General features: G+C 44.0%; 14 protein-coding genes and 1 other RNA gene. 10 read left to right on the top strand and 5 right to left on the bottom strand.

The window, feature by feature from the left end:
* Positions 1 to 226: 226 nt before the first annotated feature.
* The 5 genes from UYK_RS0121840 to UYK_RS24465 all read right to left on the bottom strand — a co-directional run bounded on the left by UYK_RS0121840 (position 227) and on the right by UYK_RS24465 (position 6,355).
* Positions 227 to 430 (bottom strand): phycobilisome linker polypeptide, encoded by a 204-nt coding sequence (locus UYK_RS0121840; RefSeq protein WP_009457010.1) that lies wholly within the window; start codon positions 428 to 430, stop codon positions 227 to 229.
* Between the two features lie 226 nt (positions 431 to 656).
* The gene (gene apcB / locus UYK_RS0121845) at positions 657 to 1,142 is read right to left on the bottom strand and encodes an allophycocyanin subunit beta (protein ID WP_009457009.1); all 486 of its coding nucleotides are present in this window, start codon (positions 1,140 to 1,142) and stop codon (positions 657 to 659) included.
* Between the two features lie 65 nt (positions 1,143 to 1,207).
* A complete protein-coding gene (gene apcA / locus UYK_RS0121850; protein WP_009457007.1) occupies positions 1,208 to 1,693 on the bottom strand; it encodes an allophycocyanin subunit alpha in 486 nt (161 codons plus the stop codon).
* Between the two features lie 484 nt (positions 1,694 to 2,177).
* Positions 2,178 to 5,585, bottom strand: coding sequence for a phycobilisome rod-core linker polypeptide (locus UYK_RS0121855; protein WP_009457006.1), 3,408 nt, complete (start codon positions 5,583 to 5,585; stop codon positions 2,178 to 2,180).
* Between the two features lie 470 nt (positions 5,586 to 6,055).
* Positions 6,056 to 6,355 carry a hypothetical protein gene (locus UYK_RS24465; RefSeq protein WP_235182369.1) on the bottom strand — a complete coding sequence of 100 codons (300 nt, stop codon included), beginning with the start codon at positions 6,353 to 6,355 and terminating at the stop codon, positions 6,056 to 6,058.
* 303 nt (positions 6,356 to 6,658) lie between these two features.
* On the opposite strand from UYK_RS24465, the gene UYK_RS0121865 reads away from it, so the two are divergent.
* The 10 genes from UYK_RS0121865 to ssrA all read left to right on the top strand — a co-directional run bounded on the left by UYK_RS0121865 (position 6,659) and on the right by ssrA (position 14,812).
* Positions 6,659 to 7,849 carry a class I SAM-dependent methyltransferase gene (locus tag UYK_RS0121865; RefSeq protein ID WP_016872165.1) on the top strand — a complete coding sequence of 397 codons (1,191 nt, stop codon included), beginning with the start codon at positions 6,659 to 6,661 and terminating at the stop codon, positions 7,847 to 7,849.
* 167 nt (positions 7,850 to 8,016) lie between these two features.
* On the top strand, positions 8,017 to 8,475 hold the full coding sequence (locus tag UYK_RS0121870) for an ATP synthase subunit I (protein WP_026086552.1): 459 nt from the start codon (positions 8,017 to 8,019) through the stop codon (positions 8,473 to 8,475).
* A 98-nt stretch (positions 8,476 to 8,573) separates the two neighbouring features.
* Positions 8,574 to 9,329, top strand: a complete 756-nt coding sequence (gene atpB / locus UYK_RS0121875) for a F0F1 ATP synthase subunit A (protein ID WP_009457002.1) — start codon at positions 8,574 to 8,576, stop codon at positions 9,327 to 9,329.
* A 116-nt stretch (positions 9,330 to 9,445) separates the two neighbouring features.
* Positions 9,446 to 9,691 (top strand): ATP synthase F0 subunit C, encoded by a 246-nt coding sequence (gene atpE, locus UYK_RS0121880; protein ID WP_009457001.1) that lies wholly within the window; start codon positions 9,446 to 9,448, stop codon positions 9,689 to 9,691.
* 233 nt (positions 9,692 to 9,924) lie between these two features.
* Positions 9,925 to 10,356: a F0F1 ATP synthase subunit B' gene (locus UYK_RS0121885; protein WP_009457000.1), complete on the top strand. Its 432-nt coding sequence runs from the start codon at positions 9,925 to 9,927 to the stop codon at positions 10,354 to 10,356.
* Positions 10,357 to 10,511: 155 nt separating this feature from the next.
* Entirely contained in the window at positions 10,512 to 11,063 is a 552-nt protein-coding gene (locus UYK_RS0121890) for a F0F1 ATP synthase subunit B (protein WP_009456999.1), read from the top strand.
* Entirely contained in the window at positions 11,060 to 11,614 is a 555-nt protein-coding gene (atpH, locus tag UYK_RS0121895; protein WP_009456998.1) for an ATP synthase F1 subunit delta, read from the top strand. Before UYK_RS0121890 ends, atpH begins: the two co-directional genes overlap by 4 nt.
* Before the next feature lie 98 nt (positions 11,615 to 11,712).
* A complete protein-coding gene (gene atpA / locus UYK_RS0121900) occupies positions 11,713 to 13,233 on the top strand; it encodes a F0F1 ATP synthase subunit alpha (protein WP_009456997.1) in 1,521 nt (506 codons plus the stop codon).
* Between the two features lie 99 nt (positions 13,234 to 13,332).
* On the top strand, positions 13,333 to 14,280 hold the full coding sequence (locus tag UYK_RS0121905) for a F0F1 ATP synthase subunit gamma (RefSeq protein WP_026086553.1): 948 nt from the start codon (positions 13,333 to 13,335) through the stop codon (positions 14,278 to 14,280).
* Between the two features lie 143 nt (positions 14,281 to 14,423).
* Positions 14,424 to 14,812: a transfer-messenger RNA gene (gene ssrA, locus UYK_RS25410) on the top strand.
* The last annotated feature ends 81 nt before the right edge of the window (positions 14,813 to 14,893 follow it).

The following is a 14,893-nucleotide window of genomic DNA, read 5'->3' on the forward strand; positions in this document are numbered from 1 at the left end:
CGTATCCCCTATTATTCTGATGCAGTTGGGCATTAGGCATTGATTTTTCCCATTACCCATTACCAATTACCAATTACCGGTCTTCACAGATATGATAAGTCTTTAAACGGACATAATATAACCTCTCAAAGTTAAGTTGCCAGACCACTAGCAACACAAAAAAAGAGGTCTATCTGACCTCTTCACAACTCCCTACAATCAATAGTTTGGTCAATTAGGAATTAAATTAAGCTAAACCAGTATTTGTTCCTTGCTTGCCAGTAGCTAATTCTACTTTAACGATTTTACCACCCATTTTTTGAATACGTTGCTGCTCACGGAACCAGTTGTCATAGGGAACTAATTTAGTGAAGAAAGTATTTTGCAATTCCCGCTGAGTACGAATTCTAGTTTGGCTAGGAACACAAGCAGTAATTTTAAACATCCTCATGGTCTTAAATCTCCAGTGGCGAAGGTGAAAACTTTTTTATTTCAAAATTCTGAGTGCAAAACTATCTTTATTCACTCCAAGTCTGGAAATCAACCATCAATACCAGATCGTTAATACTCATCATTCATGAATTTAGCTTGATAAGCAATAAAACGCCCTAGCACTCATGATCGATTTCCAGACCTTCACTTAAGTCGCACCTAAATTATTAAGCGCAAACTAGCTCCTAGCTCAAGCCAGAGCAGATATAGTCTAAGTAAACACCCATTTCTTTGCCAGCGTCTGGACCAACCAAGCTAGCGGTTACTTCCTTCATAGCTTGGATAGCTTGTACGGTAGCACCAATGGGTACACCTAGGGAGTTGTAGGTTTCTTTCAAACCGTTCAATACACGCTCGTCGAGGATGGAGGGGTCGCCAGCCAACATAGCGTAGGTAGCGTAACGCAGGTAGTAATCCAAGTCACGGATACAAGCTGCATAACGGCGGGTGGTGTACATGTTACCACCAGGACGGGTAATGTCTGAGTACAACAAGGACTTCGCTACAGCTTCTTTCACGATCGCAGCAGCGTTAGCAGCGATGGTGGTAGCAGCACGTACGCGCAGCTCGCCAGTGGAGAAGTAGCTCTTTAGCTTCTCGAGAGCTGCGGTATCGAGGTACTTACCTTGAACGTCCGAAGAGTTAATTACAGCGGTAATTGCGTCTTGCATGTTGTTATTTCCTTATTTCCAACCGTATTGCAATACTTCTGTTTCTAGAAGAGAAACAGCTTCACCTACGACATAGCACCAACGAGGTAATCGAAGTAAGCACCAGCTTCAGCAGCGTCTTCACCAGACAGCAGAGAAGCAGCAACGTTCTTCATTGCGTTGACACCAGCAGCAACAGCATCGATAGGAGTGCCGAGAGATTTGTACATTTCACGAACGCCTACAACGCCGATTTCTTCGATGGGGGTAACATCACCAGAAACCACACCGTAGGTGATGAGGCGGAGGTAGTAATCCAGGTCACGCAAGCAGGTAGCGGTCATTTCTTGACCGTAAGCATTGCCACCAGGAGATACAACGTCAGGGCGTTTTTGGAACAGCTGGTCACCAGCTTGCTTAACAATCCGCTCACGGTTGTCGGTCAAAACTTGAGCAATACGCAGGCGGCGCTCACCGCTGGTAACAAAACTCTTGATCCGATCTAGTTCGCCGGGGCTGAGGTAGCGGGCTTCTGCATCTGCATTCACGATCGCTTTCGTGACGATACTCATTAATGGATTCCTCCAGTACTAACGAAACCAGAATATTTAGATTACACTGGTGCGACTTTACGGTTTGATAGTAGCTTTGTTTTCTCGTTCTCTAGATTCAACAGTCAAATAACTACTGAAGCTATTGTGTTTCGAGAATGCTTGAGTAATCGCAATTACACAAGCTTTGCAACTCAGCTACCTTCCGGAATTATTTTCGGGCATTATGCTGAGCATATATGACTGCTTTTAACAGTTTGTAACATTCTTTTTCATGTTTGCTTCCATAATCACAATCTGAAAACAATGTTACGAAAAATTAAGAAGAAAAATCAGGAGAGAAATTTTTCCCCTGATTCTCCCTCTTTAAGATACTCAGCTTTTTTAAGCGGGCAAAAGGGTAAAGTTTGACAGTTATCAGTAAAGAACACTGACCAACTGGTAGAAAGGGTTTATGGCGCTAATCCCCAACATACTCTTGTTCACTGATAACTGTTCACTGAATTTAACCTCCCTGAGTGTAACGTCCAGTTAGCACGGAGGGTGACAAGCTAGACCAAGACTGCTTGACTAAATCGGCGGCTGCCTTAACACTACCAAGGTAGTTACCCGCAGGTAGGGATGGGAAGCGCTGATAAGGCACAACATCCTCACCAAAGTAACGAGCATACTCTGGACTGTTGACCATTGCCTCTACAGCCGCTCTCAAACCACTATCAGCCAGTAGTTTATTGTACTGACGAATTTCGGCTTGAGTTGCTGGCGCACGCCCTAATAGGTGACGGAACAAGAATTCAATCACCTTGGTGTTGGGATACGGAGTGTAGAAGCGCTTGCGATAAATTTCGGAACTAGCCAAGTCACGCACAAACTCGCGTACGGAGATTTCCCCATTCCGCAGTTTGCTTTCCAGATCGCTGCGGCGGAAATACTCAGGAACCTGACCGCTAAATACATCCATTACCTGAACGTAAATAGCATTCATTACCTGTTGCATTTCTGCTTGGTTTGCTCCTACAGTCATGCGGTAAATGCGGGCGGGTTTGCGGCGGTTTGTACCTACACCCACTTCTACTGACTGTCCGCGTCCATCGTTGTAAGAACGACCCAGTTCGATAAACAGCGGCTTGCTCTTATCGATTTGCCTTGCTTTCGCTGCCATATCTGCGATCGCCTTCGCCATAATTGGCATTTGGGCGGCATCCATACGCGGCTTGGTCGACTCAAAGCTGGGAACAACAATATCCTTGCTTTGCTTGGTCAGTTGATTGTACAGCTTTTGAGTATTTGGGAAATTAGCTGCTGGCAAGGTTGTAAAGCGGTTGTAAGGAACCGTATCTTCACCAAAGGCTTGGAGATACTCTGGGGTATTTAACATTGCCCGGATGAAGGCACGAATACCCTGGGTTGCGAGAATCTGGTTATACTTCCTAATCTCCGCTTGATCTAAGGGCGCCCGTCCCAAGAAATGCTTAGTACCTAGCTCAATTACCTTAGTGTTTGGGTAGGGTGTATAAAATTCCTTCAGGTATAAACCAGAACAACCTAAACCTTCAATGAATTCTTTAACAGTGATTTCACCATTACCTAGCTTGCTTTCCAGTACTTTAAATTCCCTGGAAGAAGCAACGTAGGGTGCGATATCCCGCTCAAAAATCTGCCGATAGGCAGCACTAATGACGTTTTGAACAGCGACTTTGTCGCCAGTACCAGCCACCAACTTGAAGATTTTTCTTTGTTCGCGCTTCTTGCTGACACCTTGGTTGATGCGCGCCTGAATATCTGGTTCTGTCCGTGTAGCCGTAACAGCACCCATTTGTACAAACATGGGTGTTTCTTGCTTGTCGACTCTTGCACCGACATCTTCACGGATGCTACCGACACGCAGTTTCCGCAATGCTACGCCACCAGGAGTCAGATAGCGTTCGTAAGGAACTGTATCTTCACCAAATGCCTGGCTGTATTCTTCGCTGTCAATAATGGCGTCAATCAGTGCATAAAAGCCTTTTTTAGAACAAATATCAAAGTATTTGTTATTTTCTTGACGCCCATAGGTCGGACGACCTAATAGACGACGGTGAATGTACTCGATCGCCTTACACACATAATAAGGTGTCCAGTAGAGCTTGCGGAATAGATCCGACTTCGCTAAAGCACGAATAAATTCGCGTACGGAAATTTCGCCGTTTTCCAGCTTAATTTCCTGAACTTTTAAGCGCTGACCTTCGTAGACATCACGACCAAATACCTGTAGGTAAGCCCCACGAATTACCGCTTGGGTAGAGCTTTCGGAGTATTTGACACTTGATCCTTTGCCAGTTCCTTTGCTCAAGGTTCTGGGAATTTGATCTAAGCGGAAGACTTTTGGCCCCAGACTGCCAGGGAACTCGCCACGAGCTGCCGGGTTACTATTTTGGTTATTAATTGCTGGTCCTTGGTGAATCAGGATGCGCTTGGTATCCTTACCAAAAGGAGCAGGACGGCTGCTGGGGTTACGAGTTTCTTTCGGGAAAATCGCCCCAAATTGAATCTCCAGTGGATCGTTACCAGAACCGTAGGGATGCTGATCAGGTAGCGGCTGGTTATAGTCTGCAAAAGTTGTGATAAATTGGGGTACTTTGCGGAAAGGCGCGCTGTACTTAAACAAGTCTTGCTGTGGACCCCAGTTCCGACACTCTTGAGCTTCTTGACCCAGACCCCGAATGTAGGGTACTGTTTCCTCACCAAAGTAGTCTGAATACTCATCAGAATCTACTAGAGCATCAACTAATGCCGATAAACCACCACGGGAAACAATATCAAAGTACTTTTGTACTTCTTCCCGGCTGCTTGGCCCCCGTCCCAATATGTGACGGAAAGCAAGTTCTAGGGCACGGCTATTTATAAATGGTTCGTAAAATTGTTTCCGGTAAAGTGGAGATTTAGCAAGGCGACGGACAAACTCTTTCATTGAGATGTCGCCATTTTTAACCTGGGATTCTAGATAGGAAATCGACAAGCTGTAAGCGCGGGTAATATCACGCTCGAAGATTTGCCGATATGCTGCTTTGACTACCTCGGTTTTCTCCGCAGCAGATAAACCAGGCTTCATGACAAATTTTTGACGCCGCTCTGCCGCATTAAAGTAAATCTGAGGCAACTCTAACCCTTGTTGGTCACCAGAAGGACGTTGCCGCAGCTTGTTAGAAGGGGTAGGTGCTTTGAATTCTGTAATCAAAACATCCATGTACTGAGACACAATATCAGCTGCCTCAGTGTCTTTACGGAAATAGGAAAGCGCAGCGGCTTTCAATTCCTGTAAAGCCACAATTGTTGCTTCACCAGAACAAGCGTTTTCAATGATTTCTCTCAGACCACGCGTATTGACAGCGATGATGTTGGGGTCACCAGCGACGATCGCATAAGTAGCGTAGCGCAAGAACCATGATAAGTCCCGCAAGCTCTTTGCCATGTTGGCTGGGCCATAACGGGCAATGTTAATTGGCCGGAAACCTGGTGGAATTGGCCCACTAGGTGAAGAGTTAAAAATTGAACGTAAGTTTTCTAGGAATCCACCCCGAGTTTCCACGTAGGTAACAGTTCCGAGTTTCATTGCGTCTCTAACATCCGAGGTAGATGCTGCTACCGCCATCGCCAATTCTGGCTCTCTAGGCTTTTCCAAAAAAGCCATTGGCGAACCACCAACAAAAATCCGGTTGGCAGCTCGAGAAACAATAATTTCGGAATTGTCCGTGAGCGTCTGGGCAATTTCTAAACGTTTTGCACCAGATGCAAAATAGTTTGCCAGTTCATTTAGCTCCCCGGCTCCCAAAAAGCGGTCTTGCTGCTCCGCTTGGGAAATTGTTGATACAGCTAGGGTTTGATATAGTTGCGGACGCGCAACTGAGCTTCCACCACTTGCCTTAACACTCATCGGATTTGTAAAACTCCCATCATATGCGTTTATGTGTTAAGTCTGGGTCACTTTAGGGCTTGACACATCGGTATATTCATGCTTCCCCTGTGTCGCCTGCTAAGTTGCCAGAAAAAATTAACCCAGTCAGCTTTTAGATTAGAACGTTTTGGGATTTATCAGGGGCTTTATTAAGAAGTATGTAGAAACTGGAGCGTTGATGTATCAAATCTTGAAGGTGGGTGTTTTGGTTTTCTGAGAAAAAATCTAAGTTTTGTATCTGTAGGTAACGAACCTCCAAAACACTAAGATTTTGTTTGTAGGATTTTAAGAAGGCAGGAGGAGAATCCCTATAAATAGATTTAGGGACTTGTAAAGTGTTGGCAGAGGGAAAATAAATTTCTCTGTTTTGTCCTGTGCCTCTGTCTGGTCAACTGTCAATTGACGAGTTCAGATGAGACAGGAAATTTACCATCATATTACCCTTTATACTATTCTCTAAAAATTAGCGATTGTTTAACATAAGTGTTTGCCGTAAAAAAAGGTACACAATTACTTACATTGAAAGAGGCTGCAAGTTCTACATCTGATTCAAACCAGTTTAGTTTCTGTTGGAATTTTTGTGAGCGATGCAGGAGAGAGAGAATAGCTATGTTGGGAAGTGCGGTCGCCTGTAATGACTTGGCATAATCAAGTGCTGATTCATCTTTCCACTTGTAGGGAAAAATGATCGCGCCGTTGTTTGTATAAATTTCTCCAGAGGTAGGAAAAGACAAAACATCAACAATCATAACCAAATCGCTAATAGGAGCAAGTTGAATTACCCGTGATCTCCCCATTCGCAGCGCAGGTGAAATTCTGATTGGTTAAAAATCATTTGTGCCTTGAAACAAATATAGTAGTATTGTTAAATTTTTGAGTCCACCTGCGATTCAAATTGCAGACTAAGAGCTTATGAAATAGACTGAATCTCAAGAAGAATCTACCATTTAGTCCAATTTAGTGGACTTCTGCTATCAGCCAAGAACTTTAGTTCTTGGCGCATTTGACAACCACAAGCGTTAAACTCAAAAATGCTGCCATGAAAGCTTTTTATGTCCGACTCCCAAACTGTTAGTACTGCTGTTGCGAAACTCTACGATACTTATCCCTTTCCACCAGAACCGCTGCTAGATGAACCACCCCCTGGCTACAACTGGCGCTGGAATTGGTTAGCCGCTTATAATTTCTGCACTGGGCAAAAACCCCAAAAACAAGACATCCGCATTTTAGATGCTGGTTGTGGTACAGGAGTAGGAACAGAGTATTTAGTCCACCTCAACCCTCATGCTTCTGTAGTCGGGATTGATCTGAGTGCTGGTGCTTTGGATGTCGCCAGAGAACGCTGCAAACGCTCAGGAGCGAATCGTGTCGAGTTCCATCACCTCAGTCTTTACGATGTGGCACAGCTTTCGGGTGAGTTTGATTTAATTAACTGTGTGGGGGTACTGCATCACTTAGATGACCCGATTCGCGGTATTCAAGTCTTAGCGAGTAAACTAGCCCCAGGCGGCTTAATGCATATTTTTGTGTACGGGGAACTAGGACGCTGGGAAATTCAACTCATGCAAAAAGCGATCGCCCTGATTCAAGGTGAAAAACGCGGTGACTATCGTGATGGTGTCCAAGTAGGGCGACAGATATTTGCCTCTTTACCAGAAAATAATCGAATTGTCAAGCGAGAAAGAGAGCGTTGGTCTTTGGAAAATCAGCGAGATGAATGCTTTGCTGACATGTATGTCCATCCTCAAGAAATTGATTACAATATAGACACGCTGTTTGAACTCATCGACGCTTCCGGATTAGAGTTTATCGGCTTCTCAAATCCTGGTTTCTGGCAATTAGAGCGACTTTTGGGCAAAGCACCGGAATTGATGGTCAGGGCAGGTGAATTGAGTGATCGCCAACGTTACCGTCTCATAGAATTGCTAGACCCAGAAGTCACCCACTACGAATTTTTTCTTGGTCGTCTACCCATCACCAAAGCCGACTGGTCAAATGATGATGCTTTAATGGCAGCAATTGCTGAGCGTAATCCCTGTATAGATGGGTTTCCGAGCCAGTGCGTGTTCAATTACGATTACCAAATCGTACACTTATCGGAATCCGAATTAAAATTTCTGCAAGCCTGTGAGGGGAAGAAAACAGTCGCAGAAATTTTGCGGGATGATGTTGTTGTACAGCTAGAGTTAAAGCAAGTGCGATCGCTCATAAATCAGCAATTGGTAATGTTAACACCAAGCTGAACTATTAGGCATTGGGCATAGTTATATCCCAATTACCAATTACCCATTACTAATTACCAAAAGGCTAAGTTAATTGTTTTTTTCTAAAGTATTGTTACCTGATCATGATATGATTTAGCTGGCTGAATGTGCAGTCAACATAATTAGCTGTACTGGTTTCAAGTCCCGTGAGCTTGTCTGATCAATCAACTGATCCCACACCGACAACACGACAAGATTCAATGCCTGGTTTTGAGGACACAGAACCAGTAGACTCTATGCAAGAGTTTTATAAACTCTATCAAGAGTTTTTGCTAATCACGCTTGTCTTGACGGGGATTGTTTTTATCTCTGTGTGGATTTTTTATTCCCTAAATATTGCCCTAAATTATCTTCTTGGGGCATTTACGGGTATGCTTTACATGAGGATGTTGGCAAAAGATGTTGAGCGCTTAGGCCCACAAAAACGGCAACTGAATAAAAATCGGTTTGCCCTATTAGTAGTGATAATTCTGCTGGCATCCCGGTGGAATGAGCTGCAAATCATGCCCATATTTTTGGGATTTCTGACATATAAAGCCACGCTCATCTTTTATGTAGTTAGAGAAGCTTTTATCTCTGGCTTGCCAAATATTCCAAAACCTTAAAAAGGCTCAATGTGAGTTTGCCTTAAGTAAATCCACACCAGGCTTCTAGTTTCTGTTCTCCAGCTTAAGATTGGAGAATTAGTTGATTTGGGAAGAAAATGCTCAATTTTCTGAACTTCTTCAATTCCGTCACCCTTGCCGAGTTAGAAGTAGGACATCATTTCTACTGGCAGTTGGGTAATCTAAAACTACATGGACAAGTTTTTCTTACCTCCTGGTTTGTGATTGCCATTTTAGTAGTGGCTTCAATTGCCGCTACTCGCAACGTCCAAAGAGTTCCCAGTGGCATACAGAATTTTATGGAATATGCCCTAGAATTTATTCGGGATTTGACGAAAAACCAGCTAGGTGAGAAAGAGTATCGTCCTTGGGTGCCTTTCATCGGCACATTATTTCTGTTTATTTTCGTATCAAATTGGTCGGGCGCTTTAATTCCTTGGAAGCTCATCAAACTGCCATCTGGTGAATTGGCAGCTCCGACCAATGATATCAATACGACAGTAGCACTGGCGTTATTGACTTCTTTAGCCTACTTTTACGCTGGTTTTAGCAAACGCGGTCTGGGTTACTTTAAAAAGTATATCGAACCAACACCGGTTCTATTACCAATCGCGATTCTAGAAGATTTCACCAAACCTCTTTCCCTAAGCTTCCGTCTTTTTGGGAACATTTTGGCGGATGAATTAGTGGTGGCGGTACTAGTTCTATTAGTCCCTCTATTTGTTCCTCTGCCGGTGATGGCTCTTGGGTTGTTTACCAGCGCCATTCAAGCCCTAGTTTTTGCTACCCTTGCAGGAGCTTATATTCACGAGGCAATGGAGGGACATGGTGGTGAAGAGCATGAGGAACATTAAAGTCCTCAGTTGATGTAATGAATTAGATGTTGGAGACTGGAAATTGAATTCAGTTCTAACTCTAAGAAACAAAATCGCAAACCGTTTGTTTTTTACTTAAGGTAAGGAAAATCAACATGGATCCATTGATTTCTGCTGCTTCAGTTCTCGCTGCCGCTTTAGCAATTGGTTTAGCTGCTATCGGTCCTGGTATTGGTCAAGGTAATGCCGCAGGTCAAGCAGTAGAAGGTATCGCCCGTCAGCCAGAAGCAGAAGGAAAAATTCGCGGTACACTGCTGTTAACATTGGCGTTCATGGAATCACTGACAATCTATGGTCTGGTGATTGCGTTGGTATTACTGTTTGCTAACCCATTTGCTTAATCTCTAAAAACTTTTCCTTGATTTTTGGAGACGTGATGACTTATACCAATTTTGGATTTTAGATTTTGGACTTTGGATTAAAAGCTTTTCTAAAAAGCTATCTAATTCGTTTCAAAATGAAACTAATTATCCCAATTTGGTATCACGTCTCTGAGTCTAGATTTACCTTTAATCAAAGGTAAATCAAAATTGCTAGCCACAAAAACTGCTGTTACAGCCAAATAAGGAGAGAAATGTTTGATTTCGATGCTACCTTGCCCTTAATGGCATTGCAGTTCCTGCTGTTGGCAGCTGTTTTAAACGTGATTTTCTATAAGCCATTGACCAAGGTACTGGACGATCGCGATAATTACATCCGAACGAATAACCTTGAAGCTCGGGAACGCTTGGCTAAAGCCGAGCGATTGACCAAGGAATATGAGCAACAGCTAGCGGAAGCCCGTAGGCAATCTCAAAATGTCATTGCTCAAGCTCAGACTGAAGCTCAAAAAATTACTGCCGAGAAAATCGCTGAAGCACAAAAAGAAGCTCAGGCGCAACGAGAACAAGTGGCTCAAGAAATAGAACAGCAGAAGCAGGAAGCTTTAAGTTCCTTGGAGCAACAGGTAGATGCCTTCAGCAGGCAGATTTTAGAAAAACTCTTGGGACCTTCTTTAGTCAAATAAAGTGATTGTTGATATCTGACAATACAGGTTCCAAAAAGTACATGCGCTGCGGGGCTTTTGTCCGGTGAGCGCTGAATTAAGTGTCACGCATGGACACTTTTTTCCTTTGGGAAAAGTTCTAACTTACGATTAGCAAGGGAGCAGCGCAGTTGTAGATGGGTATTGTAGGAAGTGTCTTGTTACTAGCCACAGAGGCTGCAGAAGCAGAATCGCCAGGCGGTTTTGGTCTAAACTTCAATATTCTTGAAACCAATATAATTAACCTGGCAATTCTAATTGGTGTTTTATTTTACTTTGGGCGTAAAGTTATCAGTAACACCCTCAGCGAGCGACGCTCAAATATTGAAACTGCAATTCGGGAAGCAGAGGAACGTGCCAAAGAAGCAGCAGCCCAACTTTCCGACGCACAACAAAAGTTGACTCAGGCACAAGCAGAAGCGCAACAAATTCGCAAAGCTGCCGAAGAAAACGCTCGCTCAGTGCGTGAAGCAATTTTAGCGCGGGCAGCAGAGGAAGTGGAACGAATGAAAGAAACAGCCGCCCGCGATTTAGATACAGAAAGAGAGCGAGCATTTGCCGAACTACGGCAACGGGTAGTGGCAATGGCATTGCAAAAAGCCGAGTCGGAACTCCGCAGTGGAATTGGTGACGATGCTCAACAAAGATTGATTGATAGTAGTATCGCGCTACTGGGAGGCAACACATGAAAGGCAATGCAGGATTAGGAGAAATAGCCCTGCCTTATGCAGAGGCTTTGATGTCGGTAGCCCAATCCAGGAATTTGACAGAAGAGTTCGGCGAAGATATTCGTGCTTTGCTGAACTTGTTGTCTAGCAGTGATGAGCTACAAAAGTTTCTTAACAACCCCTTTATCCAGGCTGAAGATAGAAAAGCAGTTCTCAACCGGATTCTTGGTGAAGGTGCTAACACTTATTTCCGTAATTTTTTAATGCTGTTGGTAGATAGACGGCGCATTATGTTGTTGGAAGAAATTTGCCGACAATATTTGGCACTGTTACGGCAGATCAAACAAACAGTGTTAGCAGAAGTGGTTTCTGCTGTTCCTCTGAGTGAAGCACAAGCCTCAGCAGTGAAACAAAAGGTCATCGCCATGACCAATGCTCGTGAAGTAGAACTAGAAACCAGAATCGACCCTGACATTATTGGTGGTGTCATTATTAAAGTAGGTTCTCAGGTAATTGACGCTAGTTTGCGGGGTCAACTGCGTCGCCTGTCTTTGCGCTTAACAAGCGCCTAAAAATTATGAATTGTGAATTATGAATTATAAAAATTGTGAGTATTCATAGTTCATAAGTTCTTAACTCCTGTTGTCTCACCAAAAAGCAAGATAGACAAATGGCAATTAGCATCAGACCTGACGAAATTAGCAGCATTATTCAGCAACAAATCGAGCAATACGACCAACAAGTCAAGGTTGCTAACGTTGGTACAGTTTTACAAGTAGGTGACGGTATTGCCCGTGTTTATGGTCTAGAAAAGGCCATGGCTGGGGAATTGTTAGAGTTTGAAGATGGTACAGTCGGCATCGCCCTCAACTTAGAAGAAGACAACGTTGGTGTAGTGTTGATGGGTGAAGGTCACTCAATTCAAGAAGGAAGCACCGTTACAGCTACTGGCAAAATCGCTCAGGTTCCTGTAGGGGAAGCCTTGATTGGACGTGTTGTCGATGCTTTGGGTCGACCACTTGATGGTAAAGGTGAAATCAAAACCACCGAAAGCCGTTTGATTGAATCTCCAGCACCTGGTATAGTTGCCCGTCGCTCTGTACACGAACCCATGCAAACCGGAATCACCGCTATCGACGCGATGATTCCCATCGGTCGTGGTCAGCGGGAATTGATTATTGGCGACCGTCAGACTGGGAAAACAGCGATCGCGATCGACACTATCATTAACCAGAAAGAAGAAGATGTAATTTGTGTTTACGTAGCAGTCGGTCAAAAAGCTTCCACTGTAGCCAACGTCATCCAAACATTGCAAGACAAAGGCGCGCTAGACTACACCATTGTTGTTGCTGCGAACGCCAGTGACCCTGCTTCTTTACAATACCTGGCTCCTTATACTGGTGCCTCAATTGCTGAGTACTTTATGTACAAAGGCAAGGCGACCCTAGTAATTTACGATGACCTCTCCAAACAAGCCGCAGCTTACCGTCAAATGTCCTTGTTGTTGCGTCGTCCACCCGGACGGGAAGCTTATCCTGGAGATGTTTTCTACCTGCACTCCCGCTTGTTGGAACGGGCAGCTAAACTGAGTGACGAATTAGGTAAAGGCAGTATGACCGCCCTACCGATTATCGAAACTCAAGCAGGTGACGTTTCTGCTTACATTCCCACCAACGTGATTTCCATCACCGACGGTCAGATATTCTTGTCTTCTGACTTGTTCAACGCTGGTATTCGTCCCGCTATTAACCCTGGTATTTCCGTATCCCGTGTGGGTTCTGCCGCTCAAACTAAGGCAATGAAAAAAGTTGCTGGTAAGTTGAAGCTAGAGTTGGCTCAGTTTGACGAATTACAAGCTTTCGCTCAATTTGCTTCTGACCTTGATAAAGCTACCCAAGACCAGTTGGCACGAGGTCAGCGTTTACGAGAACTACTCAAACAGCCTCAAAACTCACCACTAGCAGTGTATGAGCAAGTAGCCATTCTTTATGCTGGTATTAACGGTTATCTCGACGATATTCCAGTTGATAAAGTCACAACTTTCGCTAAGGGTCTGCGGGAATACTTAAAGACCAGCAAACCACAGTATGTCCAAGGTGTGCAAACCCAAAAAGTACTAGGTGACAGCGAAGAAGCAGCCTTGAAAGAAGCAATCAACGAATACAAAAAGACCTTCTTGGCAACAGCATAGGAAATCGGTAAAAGGTAGTGGGTAATGGGTAATGGCAAAAACTTTTACCCAATTACCAATTACCAATTACCAATTACCAATTACCAATTCATAAAGATTATGGCTAATCTCAAAGCAATACGCGATCGCATTCAGTCGGTTAAAAATACCAAAAAAATTACGGAAGCCATGCGACTGGTGGCTGCTGCAAGGGTGCGTCGTGCCCAAGAGCAGGTATTAGCCACCCGCCCCTTCGCTGACCGCTTGGCACAAGTACTCTACGGTTTACAAGCTCGTCTCCGGTTTGAAGAAGCTAACCTACCCTTACTGAGAAAACGGGAAGTTAAATCAGTAGGAATATTGGTCATTTCAGGCGATCGCGGTCTTTGTGGTGGTTACAACACCAACGTCATCAAACGGGCGGAAACTCGCATCAAGGAACTCAAAGCCGAAGGCGTAGATTACAAGTTAGTACTGGTAGGACGAAAAGCTACACAGTATTTCCAACGTCGTAATCAACCAATTGATGCAGTTTACACTGGTTTAGAGCAAATTCCTACCGCCGCTGAAGCTTCCAATATTGCTAATGAATTGCTTTCCCTGTTCCTATCAGAAAGCGTAGACCGTGTTGAATTGATTTACACTCGCTTCGTCTCTTTAGTAAGTTCACGTCCAGTAGTACAAACACTGCTTCCTCTTGACCCCCAAGGTTTAGAAACCGCAGATGACGAAATTTTCCGTCTCACTACTCGTGGTGGTCAGTTTGAAGTCGAACGACAGAAAGTCACTCCTCAGACTCGTCCCTTACCCCGTGACATGATCTTCGAGCAAGATCCTACCCAAATTTTGGATTCTCTGTTGTCTCTGTATCTGACCAACCAACTATTACGAGCATTACAAGAATCTTCAGCTAGCGAACTGGCTGCACGCATGACAGCCATGAGCAATGCTAGTGATAATGCTGGTGAATTGATCAATAACCTTACCCTGTCCTACAACAAGGCACGTCAAGCTGCAATTACTCAGGAAATTCTTGAAGTTGTAGGCGGTGCGGAAGCACTTACGTAAGACAAAGATTTTAGATTTTAGATTTTAGATTTTAGATTGGAGTTACAACAAAATTTTCAATCCAAAATTGTAAATCCAAAATCTAAAATTTTGAGTGGCACATTTAAAAACGGCTGACTATAATAGGGGTATGTGAACTTCATGGGTCCGTACCGGTTTTGACAGGCTGGCGAAAGCTACTCTGTGATTCAGGTCGAGAGTGAGTCATCTCTCGTAAATCCAAGGCTCAAAAAAAAGTAAATGCGAACAACATCGTAAAATTTGCTCGTAAGGAAGCTCTCGTAGCTGCCTAAAAACCTCTTATAGGTTCGAGCGCTTCTAGTCTGACTCCGTTAAGGGCTAGAGGCAAACCCCAACGGATGCGCTAATAAGTTCCCTCTGGTGGACTTGTTAGCAAAGACTTAACCAGAGTATCCTAGCGTTCGGGATAACGAACGTTCCCCGCCTTGAGGGTAAGAAAGGCTAAGCCTGTGAATGAGCGGGGGGCCAATACCCAGTTTGGACAGCAGTTCGACTCTGCTCGGATCCACTAAATAATTAAGCATGTCCACCTAATTTAATTAGGTGGATTTTGTTTTATAAATTAAAGATTTGATTGGTGGGGATCACTTCA

This window comes from Fischerella thermalis PCC 7521 (genome assembly GCF_000317225.1).
GTDB lineage: Bacteria > Cyanobacteriota > Cyanobacteriia > Cyanobacteriales > Nostocaceae > Fischerella > Fischerella thermalis.

Coding starts and splice junctions, on each gene's coding strand:
- UYK_RS0121890 (WP_009456999.1), top strand. CDS start 10,512: ATGGGTATTGTAGGAAGTGTCTTGTTACTAGCCACAGAGGCTGCAGAA.
- UYK_RS0121865 (WP_016872165.1), top strand. CDS start 6,659: ATGTCCGACTCCCAAACTGTTAGTACTGCTGTTGCGAAACTCTACGAT.
- UYK_RS0121855 (WP_009457006.1), bottom strand. CDS start 5,585: ATGAGTGTTAAGGCAAGTGGTGGAAGCTCAGTTGCGCGTCCGCAACTA.
- atpB (WP_009457002.1), top strand. CDS start 8,574: ATGCTCAATTTTCTGAACTTCTTCAATTCCGTCACCCTTGCCGAGTTA.
- UYK_RS0121840 (WP_009457010.1), bottom strand. CDS start 430: ATGAGGATGTTTAAAATTACTGCTTGTGTTCCTAGCCAAACTAGAATT.
- UYK_RS0121885 (WP_009457000.1), top strand. CDS start 9,925: ATGTTTGATTTCGATGCTACCTTGCCCTTAATGGCATTGCAGTTCCTG.
- apcB (WP_009457009.1), bottom strand. CDS start 1,142: ATGCAAGACGCAATTACCGCTGTAATTAACTCTTCGGACGTTCAAGGT.
- atpH (WP_009456998.1), top strand. CDS start 11,060: ATGAAAGGCAATGCAGGATTAGGAGAAATAGCCCTGCCTTATGCAGAG.
- UYK_RS24465 (WP_235182369.1), bottom strand. CDS start 6,355: ATGATTGTTGATGTTTTGTCTTTTCCTACCTCTGGAGAAATTTATACA.
- UYK_RS0121905 (WP_026086553.1), top strand. CDS start 13,333: ATGGCTAATCTCAAAGCAATACGCGATCGCATTCAGTCGGTTAAAAAT.
- atpA (WP_009456997.1), top strand. CDS start 11,713: ATGGCAATTAGCATCAGACCTGACGAAATTAGCAGCATTATTCAGCAA.
- atpE (WP_009457001.1), top strand. CDS start 9,446: ATGGATCCATTGATTTCTGCTGCTTCAGTTCTCGCTGCCGCTTTAGCA.
- apcA (WP_009457007.1), bottom strand. CDS start 1,693: ATGAGTATCGTCACGAAAGCGATCGTGAATGCAGATGCAGAAGCCCGC.